23 protein-coding genes are annotated in these 24,404 nt (G+C 38.1%); 4 read left to right on the forward strand and 19 right to left on the reverse strand.

Annotated elements, in window-relative coordinates:
* Positions 1 to 2: 2 nt before the first annotated feature.
* The 5 genes from plsX to pdxA all read right to left on the reverse strand — a co-directional run bounded on the left by plsX (position 3) and on the right by pdxA (position 4,197).
* Positions 3 to 941: a phosphate acyltransferase PlsX gene (gene plsX, locus R2Q70_RS15840; RefSeq protein WP_231426566.1), complete on the reverse strand. Its 939-nt coding sequence runs from the start codon at positions 939 to 941 to the stop codon at positions 3 to 5.
* Between the two features lie 101 nt (positions 942 to 1,042).
* The gene (gene rpmF / locus R2Q70_RS15845) at positions 1,043 to 1,234 is read right to left on the reverse strand and encodes a 50S ribosomal protein L32 (RefSeq protein ID WP_010600130.1); all 192 of its coding nucleotides are present in this window, start codon (positions 1,232 to 1,234) and stop codon (positions 1,043 to 1,045) included.
* 15 nt (positions 1,235 to 1,249) lie between these two features.
* On the reverse strand, positions 1,250 to 1,780 hold the full coding sequence (locus R2Q70_RS15850; protein ID WP_316808525.1) for a DUF177 domain-containing protein: 531 nt from the start codon (positions 1,778 to 1,780) through the stop codon (positions 1,250 to 1,252).
* A gap of 332 nt (positions 1,781 to 2,112) precedes the next feature.
* Positions 2,113 to 2,955 (reverse strand): sulfurtransferase, encoded by an 843-nt coding sequence (locus R2Q70_RS15855; RefSeq protein WP_316808526.1) that lies wholly within the window; start codon positions 2,953 to 2,955, stop codon positions 2,113 to 2,115.
* Positions 2,956 to 3,117: 162 nt separating this feature from the next.
* Positions 3,118 to 4,197 (reverse strand): 4-hydroxythreonine-4-phosphate dehydrogenase PdxA, encoded by a 1,080-nt coding sequence (pdxA, locus tag R2Q70_RS15860; protein WP_316808527.1) that lies wholly within the window; start codon positions 4,195 to 4,197, stop codon positions 3,118 to 3,120.
* Between the two features lie 152 nt (positions 4,198 to 4,349).
* On the opposite strand from pdxA, the gene rsmA reads away from it, so the two are divergent.
* Entirely contained in the window at positions 4,350 to 5,138 is a 789-nt protein-coding gene (gene rsmA, locus R2Q70_RS15865) for a 16S rRNA (adenine(1518)-N(6)/adenine(1519)-N(6))-dimethyltransferase RsmA (RefSeq protein ID WP_316808528.1), read from the forward strand.
* Positions 5,139 to 5,147: 9 nt separating this feature from the next.
* On the opposite strand, the gene R2Q70_RS15870 is transcribed toward rsmA, so the two are convergent.
* Positions 5,148 to 6,179, reverse strand: coding sequence for a WYL domain-containing protein (locus R2Q70_RS15870; protein WP_316808529.1), 1,032 nt, complete (start codon positions 6,177 to 6,179; stop codon positions 5,148 to 5,150).
* Between the two features lie 915 nt (positions 6,180 to 7,094).
* Between R2Q70_RS15870 and R2Q70_RS15875 the strand changes: the two genes are divergently transcribed.
* Entirely contained in the window at positions 7,095 to 8,192 is a 1,098-nt protein-coding gene (locus R2Q70_RS15875) for a slipin family protein (protein WP_316808530.1), read from the forward strand.
* 141 nt (positions 8,193 to 8,333) lie between these two features.
* Positions 8,334 to 9,758 carry an RtcB family protein gene (locus R2Q70_RS15880; protein ID WP_316808531.1) on the forward strand — a complete coding sequence of 475 codons (1,425 nt, stop codon included), beginning with the start codon at positions 8,334 to 8,336 and terminating at the stop codon, positions 9,756 to 9,758.
* A gap of 102 nt (positions 9,759 to 9,860) precedes the next feature.
* Here the strand turns inward: R2Q70_RS15880 and R2Q70_RS15885 are convergent, their stop codons facing one another.
* The 13 genes from R2Q70_RS15885 to R2Q70_RS15945 all read right to left on the reverse strand — a co-directional run bounded on the left by R2Q70_RS15885 (position 9,861) and on the right by R2Q70_RS15945 (position 23,084).
* On the reverse strand, positions 9,861 to 10,712 hold the full coding sequence (locus R2Q70_RS15885) for a hypothetical protein (RefSeq protein ID WP_316808532.1): 852 nt from the start codon (positions 10,710 to 10,712) through the stop codon (positions 9,861 to 9,863).
* Positions 10,713 to 10,785: 73 nt separating this feature from the next.
* Positions 10,786 to 12,039 carry a pyridoxal phosphate-dependent aminotransferase gene (locus tag R2Q70_RS15890; RefSeq protein WP_316808533.1) on the reverse strand — a complete coding sequence of 418 codons (1,254 nt, stop codon included), beginning with the start codon at positions 12,037 to 12,039 and terminating at the stop codon, positions 10,786 to 10,788.
* Between the two features lie 198 nt (positions 12,040 to 12,237).
* The gene (gene argH / locus R2Q70_RS15895; RefSeq protein ID WP_316808534.1) at positions 12,238 to 13,569 is read right to left on the reverse strand and encodes an argininosuccinate lyase; all 1,332 of its coding nucleotides are present in this window, start codon (positions 13,567 to 13,569) and stop codon (positions 12,238 to 12,240) included.
* A 220-nt stretch (positions 13,570 to 13,789) separates the two neighbouring features.
* Complete coding sequence (locus tag R2Q70_RS15900; protein WP_316808535.1) at positions 13,790 to 14,854, reverse strand: M20 family metallo-hydrolase; 1,065 nt, start codon at positions 14,852 to 14,854, stop codon at positions 13,790 to 13,792.
* A gap of 74 nt (positions 14,855 to 14,928) precedes the next feature.
* Positions 14,929 to 15,741, reverse strand: a complete 813-nt coding sequence (gene proC, locus R2Q70_RS15905; protein ID WP_316808536.1) for a pyrroline-5-carboxylate reductase — start codon at positions 15,739 to 15,741, stop codon at positions 14,929 to 14,931.
* 420 nt (positions 15,742 to 16,161) lie between these two features.
* Positions 16,162 to 16,950, reverse strand: coding sequence for an acetylglutamate kinase (gene argB, locus R2Q70_RS15910; RefSeq protein ID WP_316808537.1), 789 nt, complete (start codon positions 16,948 to 16,950; stop codon positions 16,162 to 16,164).
* Between the two features lie 69 nt (positions 16,951 to 17,019).
* Complete coding sequence (locus tag R2Q70_RS15915) at positions 17,020 to 17,991, reverse strand: acetylornithine carbamoyltransferase (protein ID WP_316808538.1); 972 nt, start codon at positions 17,989 to 17,991, stop codon at positions 17,020 to 17,022.
* A gap of 45 nt (positions 17,992 to 18,036) precedes the next feature.
* Positions 18,037 to 18,393: a four helix bundle protein gene (locus R2Q70_RS15920; RefSeq protein ID WP_316808539.1), complete on the reverse strand. Its 357-nt coding sequence runs from the start codon at positions 18,391 to 18,393 to the stop codon at positions 18,037 to 18,039.
* Between the two features lie 27 nt (positions 18,394 to 18,420).
* Positions 18,421 to 19,554, reverse strand: a complete 1,134-nt coding sequence (locus tag R2Q70_RS15925; RefSeq protein ID WP_316808540.1) for an aspartate aminotransferase family protein — start codon at positions 19,552 to 19,554, stop codon at positions 18,421 to 18,423.
* A 25-nt stretch (positions 19,555 to 19,579) separates the two neighbouring features.
* Positions 19,580 to 19,948 carry a four helix bundle protein gene (locus R2Q70_RS15930; protein ID WP_316735192.1) on the reverse strand — a complete coding sequence of 123 codons (369 nt, stop codon included), beginning with the start codon at positions 19,946 to 19,948 and terminating at the stop codon, positions 19,580 to 19,582.
* A gap of 25 nt (positions 19,949 to 19,973) precedes the next feature.
* On the reverse strand, positions 19,974 to 21,020 hold the full coding sequence (gene argC, locus R2Q70_RS15935) for an N-acetyl-gamma-glutamyl-phosphate reductase (protein ID WP_316808541.1): 1,047 nt from the start codon (positions 21,018 to 21,020) through the stop codon (positions 19,974 to 19,976).
* 172 nt (positions 21,021 to 21,192) lie between these two features.
* Positions 21,193 to 22,383 (reverse strand): argininosuccinate synthase, encoded by a 1,191-nt coding sequence (gene argG / locus R2Q70_RS15940; RefSeq protein ID WP_316808542.1) that lies wholly within the window; start codon positions 22,381 to 22,383, stop codon positions 21,193 to 21,195.
* Positions 22,383 to 23,084, reverse strand: a complete 702-nt coding sequence (locus tag R2Q70_RS15945; protein ID WP_010600148.1) for an N-acetyltransferase — start codon at positions 23,082 to 23,084, stop codon at positions 22,383 to 22,385. Before R2Q70_RS15945 ends, argG begins: the two co-directional genes overlap by 1 nt.
* 568 nt (positions 23,085 to 23,652) lie before the next feature.
* On the opposite strand from R2Q70_RS15945, the gene R2Q70_RS15950 reads away from it, so the two are divergent.
* A complete protein-coding gene (locus R2Q70_RS15950) occupies positions 23,653 to 24,363 on the forward strand; it encodes a DUF4397 domain-containing protein (RefSeq protein WP_316808543.1) in 711 nt (236 codons plus the stop codon).
* Positions 24,364 to 24,404 lie beyond the last annotated feature (41 nt).

Here is a 24,404-nt window from a genome sequence, read left to right on the forward strand (position 1 = left end):
AATTATTTAAATGCCATTCTAATTTTTTCTACCAATCCGGTGGTAATCATTTCTCTGGATTGAAGAACCATATTTTTAACAGCTAACGGACTAGAAATTCCATGTCCGATAACAACGGGAGCGTTAACGCCTAAAACCGGACTTCCACCGTATTGTTCGTAATTAAAACGATCGAAAAACTCATCTTTTAAACCTTTTTTAATGGTTATTACGTAAAATGATTCTGCCAGTTTCAGCATCACATTTCCGGTAAAGCCATCGCAAACGATTACATCCGATTTATCGTTAAATAAATCTCTACCTTCTACGTTACCCACGAAATTAAACAGATTGGTATCTTTCATTAACGGAAAAGTAGCCATGCTTAGCATGTTTCCTTTTTCGTCTTCTTCGCCAATATTCATTAACGCAACCCTTGGGTTTTCGATTTTGAAAAGATTTTCGGCATACAGGCTACCCAGTACACCAAACTGTAATAAAATATCGGGTTTGCAATCGGCATTTGCACCTACGTCTAATAATAAGCCGGTACCGCCTTTAAGTTTTGGAAGAATAGAGCATAAGCAAGGGCGGATGATGCCCGGGATAGTTTTAACGCTAAAAACAGCGCCAACTAACATTGCACCAGAGTTACCAGCACTTGCGAACGAATCGATTTTACCTTCTTTTAAAAGGTTAAAACCTACTGCGATGCTCGAGTTTGGTTTCTGAACAATTGCTTTGGTGGGATGTTCGCCCATACCAATCACTTCATCAGTATGAACGTATTCAAAGTGATCCGGATTAAAACCCTCTTCTGCGAGAATCGGTTTAATCTGTTCGGTATCGCCAATGAGAACCAAATGTTCTCCGGCGTTTAGCGATTGATGAGCTGCTATTGCTCCCAAAACGATTGCTTTGGGAGCATAGTCTCCGCCCATTATGTCGAGGCCTATTTTCATAGAAAAAATCTGTTTGTGTTAAGCTCAGGTTAAACCCTGATTTTTCAGTTGACTAAGGTATGACTAAAGCCGCTGAAAACACAAACAATTTTTTAAGAAAATTACCCGATTTGAGTATTTTCGATAACCAATTTACCGTTATAGTATAGGTTACCATCAACGTTGTAAGCACGGTGAGGTACGTGAATAGCACCTGTTGCTGCGCAAGTTGCTAAAGAAGGTGTCACTGCTTTATAGTGTGTTCTTCTTTTGTTTTTTCTCTGTTTCGAGATTTTCCGTTTTGGATGTGCCATTGGTGTATAATCTAATTATTTTTTTAACTTATTAAGGGCTTCCCAACGTGGGTCGCTTGTTTGTTCGTTTTCTTCTGCCTGCTTATCAATAGAGAGTTGTTCTAAACGATCAATCATTTCCTGATCACAATCTTTATCTGCCTGCTCGCAGTTTTTGATATAAGGTACGGCCACGTTAATCATTTCGTATAAAGGTGCCGATATATCAATCTCGGTATCTTTACGGCTTAGCGTGATGATTTCCTCATCATCGCTTTCCAGCTCATCTTCAGCAAATTTTACAATTTGTCTTTCGTACAAGTTTACCGGGTAGGCAAACTCCGATAAACATTTATCGCAATCTAAATTTACTGTACCCATAACTTTGAATTTTAAAAGCAACATGGTCTCTTGTTTCTCAAGTTCCAGGTCAACCTTTAAATTTCCGCTTTTAATTAACGAATACTCAAATGCATTAAAAAAGCGGTCATCAAGCTCATAATCAAAGTGATGAACTCCCAATTTTAATCCGGTAAACGGTATAGAAAATTGTTTTAATGGCTTCAAAGTACTATAAAATTTTAGCCTGCAAATGTAGGGATAAAATAATTAGATAAAAAATGTTTTTTAAAAATTGTTAACATCCAAAATTTCAATTAAAGAATAATGGTTGTTGAATAAATTTTTGAAAATCAATTTATTCGCTTCATTGGTTCCGAAAGTATCGTTTTTCGGAAGAATCTTTTTTAAACCTCTGTCATTCTGAGGAACGAAGAATCTGTTTCATCGGTTGCAGATGCTTCGTGCCTCAGCATGACAGAATATTCAGGGTTGCCGCAAATCAAAAAGTATTTTCACGCCAATGGGCTTTAGTTTACTTTAGCCTGTGTAGGAAAGCGCTAAGCATTAGCCAAAACCATTTCCTTGCCGTTTCTGCTCCATTCACTCCATGAACCAACGTAGAGTTTCGGAATCGGTAAACCTGCGTAATCCATGGCTAATAATGTATGACAGGCTGTAATACCCGAACCACAATGCACAATCACATCTTCAGGCTTTACTTCTTTTAAAGCGGCAGTATATTTTTCGTTTAAAATTTCTGGTTCTAAAAAACGTCCATCAGCATCTAAATTTTCAGTAAATGGAATATTAATGGCGCCCGGAATATGCCCTGCAATGGCATCGATTGGTTCTGTTAAGCCCGCATAACGATTCGCATCACGAACATCAATCACAATATGATCATCGGTTTTAGCTACTCTTTCTACTTCGCTGATATCTGATAGCGGCAATGTCCAATTTTGAACCTCGTATTCATCAACCGACTTTGGTATTTCAACCTTACTGGTTACAGGGAAACCTGCTTTCACCGCAGCTTGAAAACCACCATCGATTACTTGTAATTTCTCATGTCCGATTGATTTTAACATCCACCAGAATCTGGCTGCTGCGTTACTGCCATTTTTATCATCATAAACGATCACATGACTTTCTTTGGTGATACCAAGTTTTTGTAGCACCTTACTGAACTGATCTAAAGTTGGCAGTGGATGGCGTCCGCCTTTGGCAAAGTCGCCAATATTGGCCAAGTCTTCGTTAACATCTGCAAAAATTGCACCTGCAAGATGTTGTTCATCATAACGGGCTTTTGATCCGGCGCTGGCATCAACAATTACGATTTCATTATCGAGATTTAACCATGTCAACTCTTCGGGTTTTAATATGGAAGAAATTTTGCTCATTTCGTTTGAATTTGAAACACAATTTTAACAAAAATAAACCTGATAGAAGTGGATCCCGATTTTTCTTCGGGAGAAACGCATAGCAGGACTACCGGAACCGATAAAATACTGGACCTTGCTTTTCTAAAAAAATTAAAACTGTCGAAATTTTGCTTTTAAGCTTTACGAAGCATCATCTTTAATGTCGAACTGTGTTTCCACCACTTTACCGCCGCCACGTAATTGGTTACTCAACATTTCCTCCTGCTCCCTGCGGTTTTTGACAATATGAATGGCAGAAAACAAGGCTTCGGTGAATGAAGTTGAATCGGCTAAATCTTTACCCGCAATATCGTACCCGGTACCATGATCGGGAGATGTGCGCACAAATTTTAATCCTGCAGTATAATTTACACCGTTGTGGAAAGCCAAAGTTTTGAAAGGAATCAAACCCTGATCATGATACATGGCTAACACCGCATCAAACTTTTTGTAGCTGCCATTGCCGAAGAAACCATCGGCAGGATAAGGTCCGAAAACCATCAAACCTTTATCATAAGCTTCCTGAATAGCAGGCGTGATGATCTCTGCTTCTTCAGCGCCTAATAAACCATTATCGCTGGCGTGAGGATTTAAGCCTAAAACGGCAATTTTTGGTTTCTCGATCCAGAAATCCTTTTTAAGGCTATCATTAATCAGCTTTAGTTTGCTAAGAATTTTTTCTTTGGTAATTGACGTTGGCACATCTTTAACAGGAATATGACCTGTAACCACACCCACACGTAAGTTTTCACTAATTAAAAACATCAGTACATCTTTACTCCCACTTTTCTCCTGCAAATACTCGGTATGGCCTGGAAAAGAAAAAGTTTCTGATTGGATGTTATGTTTATTGATGGGAGCCGTAACCAAAGCATCAATGTCGCCAGCTACTAAATCGGCGGTTGCCCTTTCTAATGATAAAAGCGCATATTTTCCACCGGTAGCCGTTACCTGGCCAAGCTCAATTTTCACATCTTCTTCCCAGCAATTAATCATGTTGGCTTTTTTCAGTTGCGCCTGATTGGCGTGATTGATTACATTAAAGCTGAAATCGCCAAGGTTATTTGCCTTTCTATGAAAAGAGGAAACCTTAGTATGACCATAAACAATTGGAGTACAATAATTTAAAATAGCTGGATTAGATAATGTTTTAATAATTACCTCTAAACCGATACCGTTCACGTCGCCTATACTGATGCCAATTTTAAGTTTATTGCTCATAATTACTGGAAAATTTTAGCGCAAATTACTGATTTGATTTGATAAATAAGGTATAGGGTGGATGGTTTAAGCTATGGGGATTGTAAAATGAATGACCATACCTTATGCCTCAAACCTCATACCTTCCACCTTAAATCATTACCTTTGCTGCTATGAGTTTAGTAAAAGCGAAAAAACATTTAGGTCAGCATTTTTTAACTGATAAAGGTATTGCCAACCGCATTGTAGAAAGTTTGGTGAATACCGATAAATACAATCAGGTTTTAGAGGTTGGTCCTGGGATGGGTATTTTATCTGATTTTTTGTTGCAACGCCAGGATTTACAAACTTACTTAATTGATATTGATACCGAATCTTTTCATTTTTTGAATGAAAAATATCCTCAACTCGGCGACCGGCTAATTAACGGAGATTTTTTGAAGCTGGATTTTGATGCGATTTTTCCGGGCCAGTTTGCCATTATCGGAAACTTTCCCTACAATATTTCTTCGCAGATTTTATTTAAGATTTTAGACAACCGCCATAAAGTTGTGGAAATGGTTGGCATGTTTCAGAAAGAAGTAGCTCAAAGGTGTGCATCGCCGGCAGGTACAAAAGATTATGGAATTTTAAGTGTTTTCCTTCAGGCTTACTACAAAATCGAATATCTTTTTACGGTAAAACCAGGTACTTTTAATCCTCCACCGAAAGTACATTCGGCAGTTATTCGATTAACCAGAAATGAAGTAGAAACATTAGATTGTGACGAAAAATTATTTTGGCATGTGGTAAAAGCCGGCTTTAACCAACGTAGAAAAACTTTGCGTAATGCCGTTTCTGCGGTAATGCCAAAAGATAAAATGGATGATCATATTTATTTCGAAAAAAGGGCTGAGCAACTTACAGTCGATGATTTCGTTAAGTTAACCCAACACGTAAGTGCGTTGATGGAAAAGGAATAGTAGCTTCCGCTACGATTTATTGGCAACATTGTTCTCGTATTGCTGATAGGATTGCGCTAATCGTTTTTTAATTTTCGAGATTAAGTATCGTGGTGAAAGTACTTTAACACATTCTCCAAAGCCTAGGATTTCTCTTTCGAGTTCATAATTTAAAACAACATCAATTCTAAAAGTTGTTGTTTGCTCGTTTTTATTTAACACCACTTGCGATGAATGCAAGGGCTTAGTGACAACATAAGGAGCATGATCATTTGTAAACGCTAAAATTACCTTTTGCGCCCGGTCTCTGTCATTTTTAGTCACACCTATTAAATCATCATAATACCGATCGAAGTCTACACCCTGGTGATTCAAAAATTCTTCGTTGGGTAATTCCTGAAAATCGATGATTCTATCTAAAGCCAAATTTAAAATTCCAGGTCTTTTTTTCGCTTTGCAGATTAAAAACCATCTGTTTCTGTATTCTTTTAATAAATATGGATAATAAATGCCTTGCTGCCCTTGTTGTGCTTTAAAGGATTTATATTCTATCAACAACGAACGTTTATTTAAAACAGCCTGATATAAAGGCGGAATACACTCTAAGCCTTTTACCAACTTATTGCCTTCTAACTGGATATTGTTTCCACTTTGTTTTGTGCTTTTGTAGAGATTATTTTCGAGGCGGGCGATCATATCGCTCATTTCATCGAAATAATTGAAAGCATTAAATTCCTTTAACACACCAACAATTTCTTTCATTTTATCTACATCGGCATTATTTATCGGGGCTTTTGTAATGCTGTAACTTGCGTCTTCATAGGCATAAAATCGTTTATCCTGAACTACAATTGGTGCATTATAACCAAGTTTATCGCTACGCATTAATTGAATATCGGCCTGTATGGTTCTTTTACTTACGCCACTGGTAATCCCTTCCAGTTCGTAAAGTGTTTCGGCTACCTTTTCAATAATATCATCCAACGTCCATTTGCGGAAACGGTTTTTTAAGCAATCATCAATTGTTTTGTATCGGATAAGCGCTAATTTATTTACGGCCATTTTGAGTGAATTTTGGTTTGGGTAAAAAATCTGACGTTTCAGCTTGTCTAAATATAAGAAAGTCTTCTACATCTACGCAATACAATTGCGCAATTGGAGAAATAATGCAAACAGACTAAAATTTATTTACTTGAAAAACAGAATGTTAAATATTCTTTTGAAGATATTTTTTATTACGCAAATCTGTCGCGTAGTGGCGGTGGCATCTTTGTAATGTTGGTTATGGGAATAATTTTAGACACTCTCACAACCAACAATAAACCCCTCGGCAGGTGAATGTTGCCTGCTGAGGATAAGTTCTTTGATAAAATATAATCATCATATAAAAAAATTCCGATGAAAATCGGGATGGCAACACTAAACAATGAGTACCCATAGTTGTGGGTTTCTGTATAGCCCCAAAGTATAAATTTTATATTCTGGTATAAGTTGTAATAGATTGTCTAAACACGTTGTGTGTCGTGGGTTCGAGTCCCACTTCCGAGCATTCGGAATAATTCAGGGGTAGAATAACAACCAAATCATGCAGGTTCGAATCCTGCTTCCGACTGTCCGTTGGAATTGCTAATTGGTAAGCGTTTAGGGCTCAAAATCCAAAACAAAAAAGAAGAGTAACTTTTAAAATCACTCAAAGAACAGCACTGTAAAACCGCATTCAGCTTCTGGATTTTTTAAAAATCCAAAAAGCAATTTGCCTTTTGCTTTGAAAGTAAAACGATGAAAGAGCTGATTTAAAAATCAAATCTCGCAGAAAAATTTATTTAAATCTTCGATTTAAATATTTGACAAAGCTTGATTTCATTCTTAAAAACATCAGGAATCAATTTACTTCCGCAAGAAACAAATGAGTGCGCTTTTGCAATGCTTTGTAAAGAAAATGAACTAAATATTATAAAATCTAAATATCAAAAAAACATGAAAAGAGTAACAATTAACACCAATTATGTTGGATTGGTGTTTAAAAAAGGGAAATTAAAAAACGTATTAACTGAAGGAACTTACTGGTTAGGTTTCGGGGAGGATATTATGGTGTACGACATGGGAAAAGAATATTTCTTCACCTTGGCAGAGTTGGAAGTTTTGTTAATGAATAACGACTTTGTAAACTTAGTACACATTGTAGAAGTAGCCGATAATGAGTTGGCTTTAGTTTATAGAAACAATAATTTTAAAAGTGTATTAACTGCTGGTAAACACGCCATTTGGAAGGGTTTATCAACCTATACTTTCAAAAAAGTCAACATTAGCAACATTGAAATCGATGCTAATATTGATCGAAACTTATTAGAGAAAGCTTTATTGGTAAATTATATCAGGGCATACAAAGTAGAATCGTACGAGAAAGCATTGTTATTTATCGATGGAAATTTCGAAAAAGTGATTGACGCTGGAAACTATTTGTACTGGAAAAATGCGACAACCATTAGTGTTTTAAAAACCGATATGAGACAATTAAACATGGAAATTATCGGTCAAGAAATTTTAACTAAAGATAAAGCACAGTTACGAATCAACTTCAGCATTCAATACAAAGTAGTTGATATTATCAAAGCATTGTTAGAGAACAAGGAGTTTGAAAAACAGTTGTACATTACCATGCAATTGGCTTTAAGAGAATCAATCGGTTTAATGACTTTTGATGAGTTAATGGAAAGCAGGGAGAAAATTGCAGCGCAAGTAATGGATTTAACCACTGCAAAAGCAGAAGATTTAGGTGTTAAATTAACGAACTGTGGTGTTAAGGATATTATTTTACCAGGCGATGTAAAAGAGATTATGAATCAAGTTTTAATCGCCGAGAAAAGAGCGCAAGCAAATATCATTACACGAAGGGAGGAAACGGCTTCGACAAGAAGTTTGTTAAACACCGCCAAATTAATGGAAGATAATGCCATGTTGTATAAGTTGAAAGAGATGGAGTATGTAGAGAAAATCGCAGAAAAAATCAATACCATCAGCTTATCGGGCAGCGGCCAAATTGTTGACCAATTGAAACAAATTTTTGTTAAATAATACATCACTGCGAGGCACGAAGCAGCCTATTTGCTGAGATTGCTTCGTGCCTCGCGAAGACGAGTTTAAAATAAAATAATTTAAATTTAGAAACCCCTCGGTTAGGTGAATGAAATCTGCCGAGGATTAGTTAGGAATAAAATGAAAAATAACATAACAGGAAAAACCTTAATAGAAATAGGTTATTCTGAAGGAAAAATATTAGGCTTGGCTTTAGATATCTTGAAAAATAATTTCTCGCATATTGAAGAGCAAGAATTATTAACCCTATTAAAGAAAGTAAAAGATTACCCAGAAAGTTTTTTGGATGATAAAATTTTAGGTTCGTTGGCAGCAGCGATGATAGAGGAAATCAACGCACCGAAAGACGAACCCATTGAATTAGATAGCAACGTAAAAGGATATTCAATTTTTGGCACCGATTATATTGAAGAAGGTGCTCGAAACCAAATGGATGTTGCTATGAAATTACCCGTTTCGGTTGCAGGTGCTTTAATGCCCGATGCGCACCAAGGTTACGGTTTACCAATTGGTGGTGTTTTAGCTACCCGAAATGCAATAATCCCTTACGGTGTTGGGGTAGATATTGGTTGCCGAATGGCATTAAGTATTTTCGATATTCCTGAAAAACATTATTTCGGAAAAGATGCGATGTACAAACGTGAACTCATTGCTTTTACAAAATTTGGCGCTGGTCAGAATTTTAAAGGTAACGAAAAAGCCGACCACGAAGTTTTAGAAAACGAGGCTTTCAACTCCACTCCTTTTCTCAAAAATCTACATGGAAAAGCCTGGGCACAATTGGGTACTTCGGGTGGTGGAAACCACTTTGTAGAATGGGGAATTATAGATTTCGCAGAGCGAGATGAGCTTTTAAATATTAACAAAGGACGTTATGTGGCTTTGTTAACGCACTCCGGTTCTCGTGGCTTCGGTGCAACCATTGCTGGTCATTTTACTAAACTGGCTAAAGATATTTGTAAACTTCCGAAAGAAGCCGCGAATCTTGCTTATTTGGATTTGAATAAAGCAGAAGGACAAGAATATTGGATTGCCATGAATTTAGCTGGCGATTATGCTTCTGCCTGCCATGAAGTGATTCATAAACGTTTAACCAAAGCAATTGGCGCTAAGGTTTTAGCCAAGGTAGAAAACCACCATAATTTTGCATGGAAAGAAATGTTAGACGGTGAAGAAGTGATTGTTCATCGTAAAGGAGCAACACCAGCTGGTAAAGGCGTGATGGGTATTATTCCAGGAAGCATGACTGCGCCAGGTTTTTTGGTTCGCGGTAAAGGCGAAGTTCAGTCGATTAACTCAGCGTCGCATGGTGCGGGCAGACAAATGAGCCGTACGAAAGCCATTCAGTCGATTACAAAATCAGATATGAAAGCCATTTTGAAAGACCATAATGTAACCTTAATTGGTGCTGGTTTAGATGAAGCGCCAATGGCTTATAAAGACATTAACAAAGTGATGGCTGCGCAAACTGAACTGGTTGATGTGATTGCAAAGTTCGAACCGAAAATGGTGAGAATGGCTGATGACGGAAGCAGGGAAGATTAAGTGCTGAACTGTAAATCTTAAGTCCTGAGTTTTAAAATTAAAAAAGCTCCAATTTCATTAATGAATTGGAGCTTTTTCTTAGATTCGAGATATTGCAAACAACTAAATATTCGCGTTCTGCAAGGGATAAAATGTAACAACATTAACCATTTTTTTATCTTTTGCCTTACCCGAAGGGTTCGAAACATTCAAAATACTAATATATTTTGTAGGGTCGCCCATTGATTCGAAAATGATTACTTCCGCGTAATTTGTTTCATTCATTAGCGATGGCTGATCATTCAAAACAACAAAATTTCGGTTGTTTAACTCGCTCAAAAGTTGCTCTTTATTTTCTACCATCGGAATGCGATTTAACGTCTTGCGCTTAATCATCCACCGGTCGTTTATTTCTGAATAAGGTTTTGTAACCTGGCCATTTAAAACCGCAAATATGATTCCGCCCAGGATGAATATAAATTCGCCTGCCCAGATCACCCATAATAGTAATCCACTCACGGTATCAGTGCCTTTTATCCGAAATGACCCAACTTCGTTCAGATTTACAATTTCCTGAAAGAGAATATTCGGATGCGTGAAAAGGAAAAAGAAGTCATCAGCTAATAACTTAATATCGGTCGAACTCAGACTAAATGTGAATCCCTTTTGGCTATAGATTAACGTATCAAAAAATACCCATTGAACGTAAAAGGCAAATAACCCACAAAAAACGGCAATTGCAGTAACGACTTTCCGATTTCGGAGTTTTCCGATTTTTACACCCAGATCGATGAAAAAACCCAGGCCCATACCCAGCAAAAAAGCGATAATGGCGATGAACCAGATATTTGGTATTAACCTACCTAGAATGATGTAAATAATAGGTAAGATGATGGATGCTAAAATTCCAATAGCGAGTGTGATGAGAATTGCTGATGTTGAAGCATATCCCTGAGGCGTATATTTATTTTCCATAAGAGCATTTAGATGAGACCTTAATTTGAACACCCAAGCTGACAAAATTGTTTGATTGGGTGTTCAAATTTGCTTATTTCAACTTGCTGAGCGCAGTTTTAATTCTTGGCAACATATCTTTTATATCCTGAAGCGTACAAGCACCTACCGATGCCCTGAACCATGGCATGCTGTGTTCGTTACCAAAAGCAGAGAAAGGAACCAATGCCGCTCCAGCTTCTTTAATTAGGTAGAAGTTTACGTCTGCACTGTCTTTTAAAAGCTGACCGTCTTCAGTTGTTTTTCCGATGTAATCGATTTTAATGGTTAAATAAATTGCACCCATCGGCTCAACTGCATCAACATTAAAACCTTCACTTTTTAATTCATTAAAACCGTTGTAAAGCGCATTTAAGCTATCCTGAATTTGAGCTTTAAAGCTGGTTAAGAATGTATCAACCTGTGTTTTATCGTTAAAATAATTCGACATGGCAACTTGTTCGGCTTTAGGTGCCCATGCGCCCATGTGTCCAACCAAAGCCTTCATTCTATTCACAATATCTTCCGGACCGAAACCCCAACCCACACGTACACCAGTTGCAGCCAAACACTTCGAAGTACCATCAACAAAAATGGTAAACTCACGCATTGCAGGACGTAAAGAAACCGGATTTACATGCTCTTTACCAAATGTTAAAAGCGAATAAATCTGGTCGTACATTAAATACAATGGTTTTTCATCTGCTCCACGAGATGCATTTTCTGCTAAAATCACATCGCATATTTCCGCTAATGAGTCTGCATCGAACATCGTTCCTGTCGGATTTAATGGCGAGCACAAAGCCAACATTGTTGCCCCTTTTAAATGTGGTTTTAATTGCGCTGCAGTTGGCATAAAGTTATGAGCTGCATCGGTTTCAACCATTATTGTTTTTGCTGACGTTAAATGGGAATAATGATTGTTATTCCACGATGGTGCTGGGAAAACAACAGTATCGCCCGGGTCGATTACGGCTAAATAGGCAGCATAAATTAACGGACGAGAACCACCAGAAACTAAAATGCTATTGGTGTTATACTCCAGTCCAAATCTATCCTTTAATAGCTCTGAAACGGTTTCTCTTAATTGTAAAACACCATCAGCTGGCGGGTAATTGGTTTGATTTGCATTATAAGCATCGACAATTCCTGCTTTTAATTCTGTTGGAATTGGATAGATGTTCGAATCAAAATCTCCGATAGTTAAGTTAGCGATTGATGCACCTTTGCGCTTCATATCGTTAACTTCGTTACCAATTTTGATAATTTCTGAGCCAATTAGAGCACTGGCTATCTTTGATACTTTCATATATGTTTATTACTCGTGTTAATCTAAATAGTGTTGATTAAAATCGCTATATTTTATTATATATCTTTTAAGGATAGAGTTTTTCTTTTTCCTTTCCTAATCTGTTCTACTTCTTTCAAAGCCTTAAGAATTTCCTTGGTAATTTTGATTTTCATATGCTCTATTTTTTAAGATTGCTTCGTGCCTCGCAATGACGACCTAACGAATTAAATCTTCTATCGCATTATTTACTTTATCAAAACCAAATTGAGCTAAAACTGCCTGCATGGATGCAGCAATTTCTTCGTTGCAAAGGTTGCCGATGCTTCCCTCGTGTGTATGATGTATTTGGCTCGATGGTGCAAAAGTACCGTTTTCTATTTGTTCGCCAACTATTTTATAAGCTTCTCTGAATGGAACGCCTTGCAAAGCTAAATCGTTAACCACTTCTACACTAAACAGATAATCGTATTTTTTATCTTTCAAAATATCATCTTTTATGGTGATGTTCTGAAACATGAAAGTGGCGATTTCGAGACATTCGTTCAGCGAAGTGATTGCAGGAAAAAGGTTTTCCTTAAGCAATTGCAAATCGCGGTGATAACCCGATGGAAGATTGGTAATCATCATTGCAATTTCGTTAGGCAACGCCTGAATTTTATTGCAGCGAGAACGAATCAGTTCAAAAACATCAGGATTCTTTTTGTGTGGCATAATGCTCGAACCTGTTGTGAGTTCTGGCGGGAAACTGATAAAGCTAAAATTCTGGTTAATGAACAAACAAATATCCATTGCCATTTTAGCCAAAGTTGCCGCCACCGCACTCATCGCCTGCGCTAAAATTCTTTCGGTTTTACCACGACCCATTTGCGCATAAACCACATTATAATTTAAGCTTTCGAAACCCAATAAATTGGTGGTTAATGTTCTGTTTAAGGGGAATGAGGAACCATAACCCGCAGCAGAACCTAAGGGATTTTTGTTTGTGATTTTCCATGCGGCAAGCATCAGTTCCATGTCATCGGCCAGGCTTTCGGCATACGCACCAAACCACAAACCGAAAGATGATGGCATGGCAATCTGCAAATGCGTGTAACCAGGCATTAATTTATCTTTGTGCGTATTGCTTAGTTCAATTAACTGATTAAACAAAATTGAGGTTTGGCCAACCATATCTTCAATGCAAGCACGGAAGAACAGTTTTAAATCAACCAAAACCTGGTCGTTACGCGAGCGACCGCTGTGAATCTTCTTACCTGCTTCGCCGATGCGTTGGGTGAGCAACCACTCTACTTGCGAGTGCACATCTTCAACTGTATCTTCAATGGTGAAGTTTCCATCCTCAATTTCAGCGTAAATGTTTTTAAGCTCTTTTTGAACAATTTTTAATTCATCTGCGGTTAGCAAATTAATGGTTTCTAACATCTGGGTATGAGCTAACGAACCCAATACATCAAACTTTGCCATTTGTAAATCCAGCTCTCGGTCTTTTCCAACCGTAAAGCTTTCTACAAACTTATTTACATCTATATTTTTTTGCCAAATCTTCATTTTACTTTATTTAACCGCAAAGGACGCTAAGTTTTTCGCAAAGGACGCCAAGCTATTTTATCATTTTACCACAGAGCTCACTGAGTTTTTCACAGAGAGCGCAAAGTGTTTTATAGTCATCTCCGTCATTGCGAGGCACGAAGCAATCCTCCTTGTGTATAATTAAAAACATCTTACGATTCCTCAGCATTAAGATTGCTTCGTGCCTCGCAATGACGGATTATTGTATCACTGGTTTCAACATATTCACGTATCCCTCCACACCCTCAGCTACTTCACGAACATATAAAAATTCATCAGCCATATGCGAGCGACCAGAAAAACCTGGCCCACATTTTACCGATGGAATATCTAATAAAGCTTGGTCTGAAGTGGTTGGCGAGCCATAAGTTGTTTTGCCAAGTGCTACACCAGCCTGAACAACTGGATGATTTTTGTCTATTGATGATGGCTTCAAACGAATTGAACGTGGTGTAACATCACAATCTACATTCGCCCGGATAATTTCTAAAACTTCTTCATTGGTGTAAGCATCTGTTACCCGAACATCAACCGTAAACGTACAATTTGCCGGCACTACGTTGTGTTGCGAACCTGCGTTAATAATCGTAACCGTCATTTTCAATGGTCCGAAAACTTCTGATACTTTAGGGAATTGATAATTTCTGAACCATTCGATGTCTTTCAGCGCTTTATAAATGGCATTTTCGCCTTCTTCCCTGGCTGCGTGACCTGCTTTACCATGAGATACACAATCTAAAACCAACAAACCTCGCTCTGCAATGGCTAAATGCATTTCAGTTGGCTCCCCAACAATACCAAATTCAAGCTCACCTAAATCTGGCAAAACCAATTCTAAACCATTATTTCCAGAAATTTCTTCTTCCGCCGTTGCGGCTAAACAGATGTTATATTTTAAATTTTCCTGTTCGTAATAATATAAAAACGTTCCGATTAACGAAACCAGGCAACCACCGGCATCATTACTGCCCAAACCAAACAATTTATCGCCCTCAATGGCAGCATCGTATGGGTCGCGGGTGTAACCAGAGTTTGGTTTAACCGTATCGTGATGAGAATTTAAAAGCAATGTAGGTTTATTGGCATCGAAATGCTTGTTGTAAGCCCAAACATTGTTCATTTTGCGCTGCGTTTTAATTCCTCTCTCCTCTAGAAACTGAGCGATTAAATTCGCCGTTCTGTCTTCTTCTTTACTGAAAGACTGAATGCGAATTAGCTGTCGCAATAAATCCAGACTTTCTTTTTGTATATTTTCTAACAACATAGTATCGAGTAGTTAGTATCAAGTATCAAGACTAATCTCAAACTTGCACTTTTATTTGCTTTGAGCTTTCTGCTTTAAGCTTCTTTTACGTACAAATTCCCTGCTTTTAAGGCCGATAATTTTATACCTTTTATCAATGATGAACTAAAGCCATTGTGCTCCATTTCGTTTAAACCGGCAATGGTGCAACCTTTCGGCGAAGTTACTTTATCTATTTCTGATTCCGGGTGTGTGCCATGTAATAAAAGTAAATCAGCTGCTCCTTTGGCCGTTTGAACAGCCATTTTAAGTGCTTCATCGGCATGGAATCCAATTTCTACACCGCCTTGCGACGCTGCTCTGATTGCCCTCAAAAAGAATGCAATACCACAAGCACAAAGTGCCGTAGCAGAAGTCATTAAATCTTCATTTATCTTGACTACAGAACCAACCGTTTCAAACATTTTAGTCACCTCAGCAATATTTTCTGCCGAAGCATTGTCGCTTGCCATGCAAGTCATCGATTGGCCAATAGCAATAGCTGTATTTGGCATTACGCGAATCACTTCCACATCATCGCCCAATTTCTCCCGAACCGCAGCGCAACTTACACCCGAAATTACCGAAATCACCAAATGTTTAGCGGCAATTATCGAAGCATTAATTTCATCTAAAACCGTATTTAATTGTTGCGGCAAAACAGCAAGAATTATAACATCAGCATCAGCAACCGCTTGCTTGTTGTTACTGCTAACCACAAATCCAGCCTCGGCGAAAGATTTTAAATGGTCGATATTTCTACGGGTAAGCGTAATGTCGCCAGCCTTGGCAAAATCGGCTTTCACCAGGCCTTTTGCTAAAGATAAACCAATATTTCCGCTACCGATGATGGCTATTTTCTTGTTCATTTGATTACACAGATTTTGGTGATTTCACCGATTTTAATCAATCTAATATTTATTTGAAAAGCAGTTTCAGTAATGCTATTAATGTCAGTCCTGCTATTCACTTCAATCTTTTTTAAACTCATTGTCATGCTGAGGCACGAAGCATCTGTTTCATCGCTTGCAGATGCTTCGTGCCTCAGCATGACAGATAATTCAAAGTCGCTGCTAAAAAAAGTATTTCCGCTTCTATCAGGTTTAAATTACACCTGTCATTACAAGAAACGAAGCAAGCTCAATTCGCCAAAAAAACACCCCGCCCTGCGGGCACCCCTCTAGAAGAGGGGAATACTGGGTGCAAACCCATTGCATGTAAAAACTGTTTTGCGCTTTGTAATTTTGGCAACACGCTTTTTCCTCAATGCAAAGTCCCCTTTAGGGGATTTAGGGGTTCATCTTCGTCCCGAAAGTACCTTCAGCTAGTTCCGACAATTCATCGGCTTTGCCAATATAAACCGTCGAAACACCTTTCTTTATCGCTTCAAAAGCATTGTGTAACTTCGGAATCATTCCGCCTTGTACAGTTCCATCAGCCTTTAAACCTTCAAATTCGTTAGCTTTAATTTCTCTCACTACCGAATCATCATCATTCACATCTTTCAGCACTCCTTTTTTCTCAAAGCAATATACCAAACGGGTTTCATATAAGGCTGACATCGCCACTGCAACCGAAGAGGCAATCGTATCGGCATTGGTATTTAACAATTGGGTTTCGCCATCGTGGGTAATTGCACATAAAACTGGCACTAATCCAGCTTTTAGTAAGCTGTCCAACGTAGTTGAAGAAACAGAGTTTTCATCCAAATCGCCAACAAAACCATAATCAATCTCTTTAACGGGGCGTTTTTTAGCTTTAATAATATTTCCATCGGCACCCGTTAAACCAATGGCGTTGCTACCCTTGGCTTGCAGTTGGGCAACCATATTTTTATTAATCAAGCCGGCGTAAACCATTGTTACAATGCGCAAAGTTTCAATATCGGTAATTCTTCTACCTTCAACCATTTTGGCTTCAATACCTAAGCTTTCGCCCAGTTCGGTTGCGATTTTACCACCGCCATGAACCAAAATTTTATCGCCGGGCAAAGCCGTAAAATCTAACAAGAACTGGTGCAGATTCGCAGAGTTATCGATTACGTTTCCGCCGATTTTTATGATTGTAAGTTGTTTCATTTTATTTAGCTTAAAGCTTAAAGCAAAATGCTGAAAGCTTTGGTCTTTTAGCTTTAGTCTTTCTGCTTTTTATAATTCTTCCAACATTGCTTTAATTACGGCCTGTGCTGCCCATAAGCGATTTCCAGCCTCATGAATAACCAATGAATTTGGTCCATCCAAAATCTCCGAAGACAATTCCAAATCTCTACGAACCGGCAAACAGTGCATTACTTTCGCATCGTTTGTAAATTTCAGCTTTTCGTTGTTCATCATCCAGCCATCTGGATAAGTCAAAACCTTACCGTACTCTTTATAGCTGCTCCAGTTTTTTACATACACATAATCAGCGCCAGCCAAAGCCTCCTCTATATTATATTGAATATCGGCACCTGGCGTAAATTCTTCTGCCAATTCGTAACCTTCAGGTTGAGCGATGGTAAAATCAATCATTCCTTCCGCTTGTGCTTTGCACATCCATTCGGCAAAAGAATTCGGAACCGCTTGTGGTAAAGCTTTAACGTGTGGCGCCCAAGCTAAAACCACCTTTGGTTTTCTGCCATCAGTTTGTTTCCTCCAGGTTTCGTGAATGGTAATAATATCAGCAAAGCTTTGTAGCGGGTGACGGGTTGCACTTTCCAAACTCACTACTGGAACAGCGCAATATTTCACAAATTTGTTAAAGAAATCTTCGCTATAATCTTCCTCACGGTTGTTCAATTTCGGGAAAGAACGCAATCCCAAAATATCGCAATATTGACCCATTACAGCTGCAGCTTCGCGAATGTGCTCCACTGTTGAGCCATTCATGACCACGCCATCCTGAGTTTCTAAGGCCCAACCTTCTTTATCCAGATTCATCACCATCACATTCATACCCAAATTTAGCGCCGCTTTTTGAGTACTTAAACGGGTACGCAAACTTGGGTTCATAAAAACCAATCCTAAGGTTTTGTTTTTACCCAAACTCTGGTGTGCATAAGGATTCGCTTTTAATTCAAGCGCATCCTTTACAAATTGTTTGATGCTTGGAACATCGTGTACGGAAGTGAAAAGTTTCATTTTAAGCGGAAAGTTAAAAGCGGAAAGCAAAAAGCTTTTCCTGCTCTATTTTCTAATTTTTTTCAAGAGGCCAATCAACATTGCTTTTACCTCATTAATTTTACTGTCTGTTTTTCTATATAGCTCTTCAGATATATAGTTTAAATCTTTTACCAATAATACGGCATATTCAGTTTCATGACAAGACCCTAAAGCCATATCTAAAAATCTTGCGAAATCAGCATCAGAATTTCTTCCTGCTCCCTCAGCAATATTTAAAGCAATTGAATATGTTGCTCGCTTTAATTGGCTGTTCAGGTCATATTTTTCTGAAGTTGGCAAAATAGGTAATAAGTCCCCATAAACGAAAAGGGTTAGCTTATGTGCTTTTTGCCAAACTTCATAATTCCTGTAGTCTCTCATTATTAATGATGCTTTGCGCTTTCGGCCTTAAGCTTTCAGCACTTTTCCAAAGGCTGCCAAAAATTCATCAGCATGTGCTTTAGTTAAATTTAAGGCTGGCAATAAACGGATTACGTTTGGTTTTGCCTCGCCAGTGAAGATAAAATGTTTAAATAATAACTCCTTTTTAATATGAGCCAATTCTTCAGGCAACTCAATTCCAATCATTAAGCCACGACCGCGGACTTCAACAACCTGCTCGAATTTTCTCAATTCGGTGATTAGGTAGTTGCCAATTTCTTCAGCATTCTTCATCAGGTTATCCTGCTCCATAACTTCTAGAACCGCCAAAGCCGCAGCGCAAGCCAAATGGTTACCTCCGAATGTTGTGCCCAATTCGCCGTGCCAAGGCTTAAATTTTGGTGCAATCGAAATTCCCGCTATCGGAAACCCATTACCCATTCCTTTCGCCATGGTATAAACATCGGCTTCAACACCTGAATAATCGTGTGAGTAAAACAAACCTGTTCTACCATAACCACACTGAACCGAATCGGCGATGTAAACCGCATTGTACTCATCACAAAGTGAACGGATTTTCTGTAAGAAACTTTTCGAAGCTTCTTTAATTCCGCCTACACCTTGAATACCTTCGATAATTACCGCAGAGATTTCATCGCCCTGCGATTTAAAAGTTTCTTCTAAAGCCACTTCATTATTAAAAGGCAGGAAGATTACATTTTCCGTTTGATTAACCGGCGCTACAATTTTCGGATTATCAGTTACCGCAACCGCTAAGGAGGTACGACCATGGAAAGCACCGCTAAAAGCAATAACTTTTTTTCTTCCGTTGTAAAATGAAGCCAGTTTTAACGCATTTTCATTTGCTTCTGCACCTGAATTCACTAAAAACAATTGGTAATCTTTCTTCCCAGAAACCTGCCCTAATTTCTCAGCAAGCTGAACCTGCAAAGGAATTTTAACCGAGTTGGAATAAAAACCAACTTTGTTTAATTGGTCAGTTAGGCGACTTACATAATGCGGATTGGTATGGCCAATTGAAATCACCGCGTGACCGCCATATAAATCTAAATATTTTTGTTCGTTAGCATCCCAAACATTGCTGCCAGATGCTTTGGTAATTTCTATATCGTTAAGAGGATAAACGTCGAATAGTTGCATATTACTATGTTATAAGTTGTACGTTTTAAGTTATAGGTTTGGGTGCTCTCACTCTCGAAATTAAATTGATAAGCATTGCCTTAACTTCATTTATACTGTTTGATAAAATTGTGAACTGTTCTTCAGTTAGGTAATCTAAATCTTTTGATAAAATCAAAAAATATTCTGTTTCATTAGCCGAACCTAAAGAGATATTTAAAAAATTAGCCAAATCTGCTTGTGAATTTTTACCACAACCTTCGGCAATGTTTGCTGGTATTGATGCCGACGCCCGCCGAAGTTGATTTGTTAAACTATAAATTTCTTCCTTTGGAAACTTGGCACTTGTTTTATAAATACTAAGTGTAAGCTGATGGGCTTTCTCCCAAACTTTCAAATCTTTAAAATTCTGCATACACTTAAAACGTATTACTTAAAACTTAAAACCCTATTGCCTTCAACTTCAAGCCTGCTGTTTCTTCCAAGCCAAACATTAAATTCATATTCTGAACTGCTTGTCCGCTGGCGCCTTTTAACAGGTTATCAATAATGCTGATGATGAATAATTTATTGCCATGCTTTTCTACATGAACCAGCGCTTTATTGGTATTTACAACCTGTTTTAAATCAATGTTTTTCCGACTAACATGCGTAAAAGGATGTGCACTATAATAATCTTCATAAATTTTCTGTGCTTCCTCCAGCGTTAAATCGCTTTCTAAATACATGGCTGCTAAAATCCCGCGGGTAAAATCTCCGCGTTGCGGGATGAAACTCAAAGCCTCTGAAAGCGATGGCTGCAATTGCAATAAACTCTCACCAATTTCATTTAGATGTTGATGCTCGAACGCTTTGTAAATGGAAAGGTTATTGTTTCTCCAGCTAAAGTGCGAGGTTGCTGCTAAGCTTTGTCCGGCACCGGTTGAACCAGTAGTTGCATTGATATGAACTTCTGCATTGATTAAACCTTTAGCCGCCAAGGGCAATAAACCCAATTGAATACAGGTAGCAAAACAACCTGGATTTGCAATATTTTTAGCAGATTTTATTTTATCACGATTTAATTCAGGCAAGCCATAAGTAAAGTATTTAGTCTGAAGTCCGGAGTCAGGAGTCGAAAAACCAGCATTGGCTGAAAGTCTAAAATCCTGTGATAAATCGATGATTTTGATATTATCATTTATCGGATTAGCAGCTAAAAATTTCTTGGCATCGCCATGGCCAACACAAAGAAAAAGTACAGCCTCCCCTAAATCCCCTCCTGAAAGAGGGGACTTAAATAATTCTTCAAAATCAGTTCTATCTGTAAAACGTAAATCTGTATCGCCGATTAAATCGGTATGTACATCGGAAATTAAATTTCCAGCGTTGCTGGTGCTATTTACGAAAGCAATCTCTACGTTTGGATGGTTAATCAAGATGCGGAGCATTTCGCCACCTGTATATCCTGCCCCACCAATTATTCCAGCCTTAATTTTGTTACTCATAATCTGTTCTATCAATTATAGATGGATATGAAAATTAGTTTTAATAATCCTTCGACAAGCTACCGATGTAAATCGGGACAAGTCAGGATGACAATTGTAAAGAGATTGCTTCGTCGTTCCTCCTCGCAATGACGAAGCAGGAACGGAAGCTTTCTACTTTAGTCTTTTAGCTTTAAGCTTCTTCAGAATTAACTTTATGCCAAATCATTACCTGGTTACCAAAAATTTTAGAGAAGCCTTTAACATCTTCTCCACTCCAGGCGTTGTTCATTTCGCCGTAGCTACCAAATTTATTGCTCATTAAATCGTGGTTCGATTCAATACCAATAATCTGGAAACGGTAAGGCAACAATTCAACGAAAACTTTACCACTTACCACTTTCTGCGTATCAGCTAAAAAAGCTTCAATATTCCGCATAATTGGGTCGTGGAACTGACCTTCGTGTAACCAGTTACCATAGAAAGAAGATAACTGTTCTTTCCAGCTTAACTGCCATTTTGTTAAAGTATGTTTTTCTAAAGTATGGTGTGCTTTGATAATTAAAACTGGCGCTGCAGCTTCGAAACCAACACGTCCTTTAATCCCGATGATCGTATCACCAACATGGATATCTCTTCCAATTCCGTAAGGTTGCGCAATCGCTTGTAATTTTTGAATCGCTCTAACGGGAGCTAAAGTTTCACCATCAATGGCTACCAATTCTCCTTTTTCGAAAGTTAATTCCAGCTTACGCGATTCCGTTTCCGAAACCTGGGTTGGCCAGGCACTTTCCGGTAAAGTTTCGTGAGAAGTTAAAGTTTCCTTTCCTCCCACTGAAGTTCCCCATAAACCTTTATTAATTGAATACCTTGCCTTTTCAGCACTATATTCTACGCCGTGTTCGGCTAAATATTCTATTTCCGCTTCGCGGGATAATTTCAAATCTCTGATTGGCGTAATGATTTCAACTTCTGGAATGATGATGTTGAAAATCATATCAAAACGAACCTGGTCGTTACCCGCACCGGTACTTCCATGAGCAACATAATCAGCACCAATTTTTTTAACGTAATTAGCAATTGCCGTAGCCTGACTAACGCGTTCTGCACTAACCGAAAGTGGATAGGTTGCATTTTTCAATACGTTTCCGAAGATTAAGTATTTAATACAACCATCATAATAGTTTTCAGTTTCATCTACCACAGCGTGAGATTTTACCCCTAAAGCGTAAGCTCTTTTCTCTATTTCCTGTAATTCTTCATCAGAAAAACCACCCGTGTTTACAATTACCGAATGAACTTCTAATCCGCGATCTTGCGCCAGATAAATACAACAAAATGAGGTGTCAAGACCTCCGCTAAAAGCTAAAACTACTTTTTTCATTACTTATTAAATAACAGGGTAAATAAAAACATCAATACTTTAAAGCCCGATTTTGGCTTAGGTTTAACAACTAAACGTTGCTTGATGCGCATAAAACGCTCATATAATTTGGGTTTCTTTTGTAACTCTTCAGCGAATTTTTTGGCCGCATCGTGTTTTTGAGTAGCCGGATCGTAAAGCATTGCTGTACACATGCAGTTTTTACGCTCCTTCATTTTCAAAATTTCGAAGTTTACACAGCTTTGGCAACCTTTCCAGAATTCTTCATCCTGTGTTAATTCTGAATAAGTAACCGGTTCGTAACCTAAGTCAGAGTTAATTTTCATTACCGCTAAACCTGTGGTTAAGCCAAAAATCTTCGCCTTTGGGTACAAACTTCTGGAAAGCTCAAAAACCTTCTCTTTGATGGCATGCGCTAAGCCTGCTTTTCTAAATTCAGGCGAAACAATTAAACCAGAGTTGGCCACAAACTGCCCGTGGCTCCAGGTTTCGATATAGCAAAAACCAGCCCAGGTACCATCTTTATGAAATGCAATAACGGCTTTGCCCTCTTGCATTTTATTTGCAACATAGTCAGGTGAACGCTTAGCGATGCCCGTACCACGTGCTTTAGCAGATTCGGCCATCTCGGTTACGATTTGTTCTGCAAATACACGATGTTCAGGAAGTGCAACCTGCACTATAAATTCGTTAATATCCATTCGTTTTCTAACGAAAAATTATAAGTATTCTTGTTAATTGGGTTTTTAGAGAGGATCAATTCCTCGTTACGTTTAGTGGAGTACTAAATACGTGGAGTAAAATTTTGCCGGCTTGTGGGATAGTAAAATACGGGTTGGAAATGATTAATAAACAGACTTTTCCCAAACGCTAATTGCGTTGTGAAAACAGAAAGTTTATGTAAAAAATTTTTAATCATCTCTTGCGTATTAAAACGGCTTTAACTCTATTGAGGTGCAAAGGTTTAAATAATAATTGAGTTACACAATAATAAACTGATTTTTTTATAAAATCATAACATTTTTTTAAACTCTCCTGACTTAAAATGAATTGCGCCTTTAAGCTGAAAACGTAGCCTTTACACCGACTAGCTGCAGTTACTTTACAAATTTTAACATTGTTAACAAAACCTGTAAGTAGTTTAACATAGCTTAACATCATTTAACAACAGCATTAGGGTTTAAAGCCAATATTTGCAATGCTGTAGCGAATTCATTGTCGTTGCCGTTTTAATAGCATACGTTTTATCTTAAATCAAACCGAAAATTAATGAAGAATCTTTCCTTATTTAGCCCAAGAAATTCAACGCTAACGCCTGCAATTCTACTACTCATTTTATTTGCTGTTAGTTCCTGCAAAAAAAAAGAAGACACTGACACTACCATTGGTTACCTCAGAGTTATCAATTCAGCCCCAACTTTAGCTACATATTATCCATTTATCAATAGCACTTCAGTAAGTTCTTCGGCATTGCCTTATGGCGGTTCAACGTCTTATACAACAAATGGTTCGGGTTCCACAACCGTAAAGTTCACTGCTGAAAATAATGCTGAAAGTTTATTTACCAAAACCATTAATTTAAGTCCTAGCACTTACAACAGCTTTTACTTGATTAATAAGCCTGGTTCGTTGGAGGGTTTGCTAATTGCAGACGACTTAAGCATGGCATCAGCTGATCGGGCTTATATCCGTTACATCAATTTATCACCTGATGCGCCAGCCTTAGATTTAGCAAAAACTGGCGAAACCACTGCATTAATTACAAACAAAAGCTACAAAACAGCAAGCGGATTTATCGCCGTAACACCGGGTGCTTACACATTTGATGCGAAGGAAACTTCAACCGGAACGGTAAAAGCAGTTTCATCAAGCGCAACCTTAGCTGCAGGATATCATTACGATATTATTTGCGGTGGCCTAATCAATCCAACTAATGATACAGAACGAGCAATAAACGTAACGACAGTTCTTATTAAATAAAAATTTTACCCCAAAAATTACCATTTCAGGATTGCCACATC

This window comes from Pedobacter agri, assembly GCF_032678665.1.
GTDB lineage: Bacteria > Bacteroidota > Bacteroidia > Sphingobacteriales > Sphingobacteriaceae > Pedobacter > Pedobacter agri_A.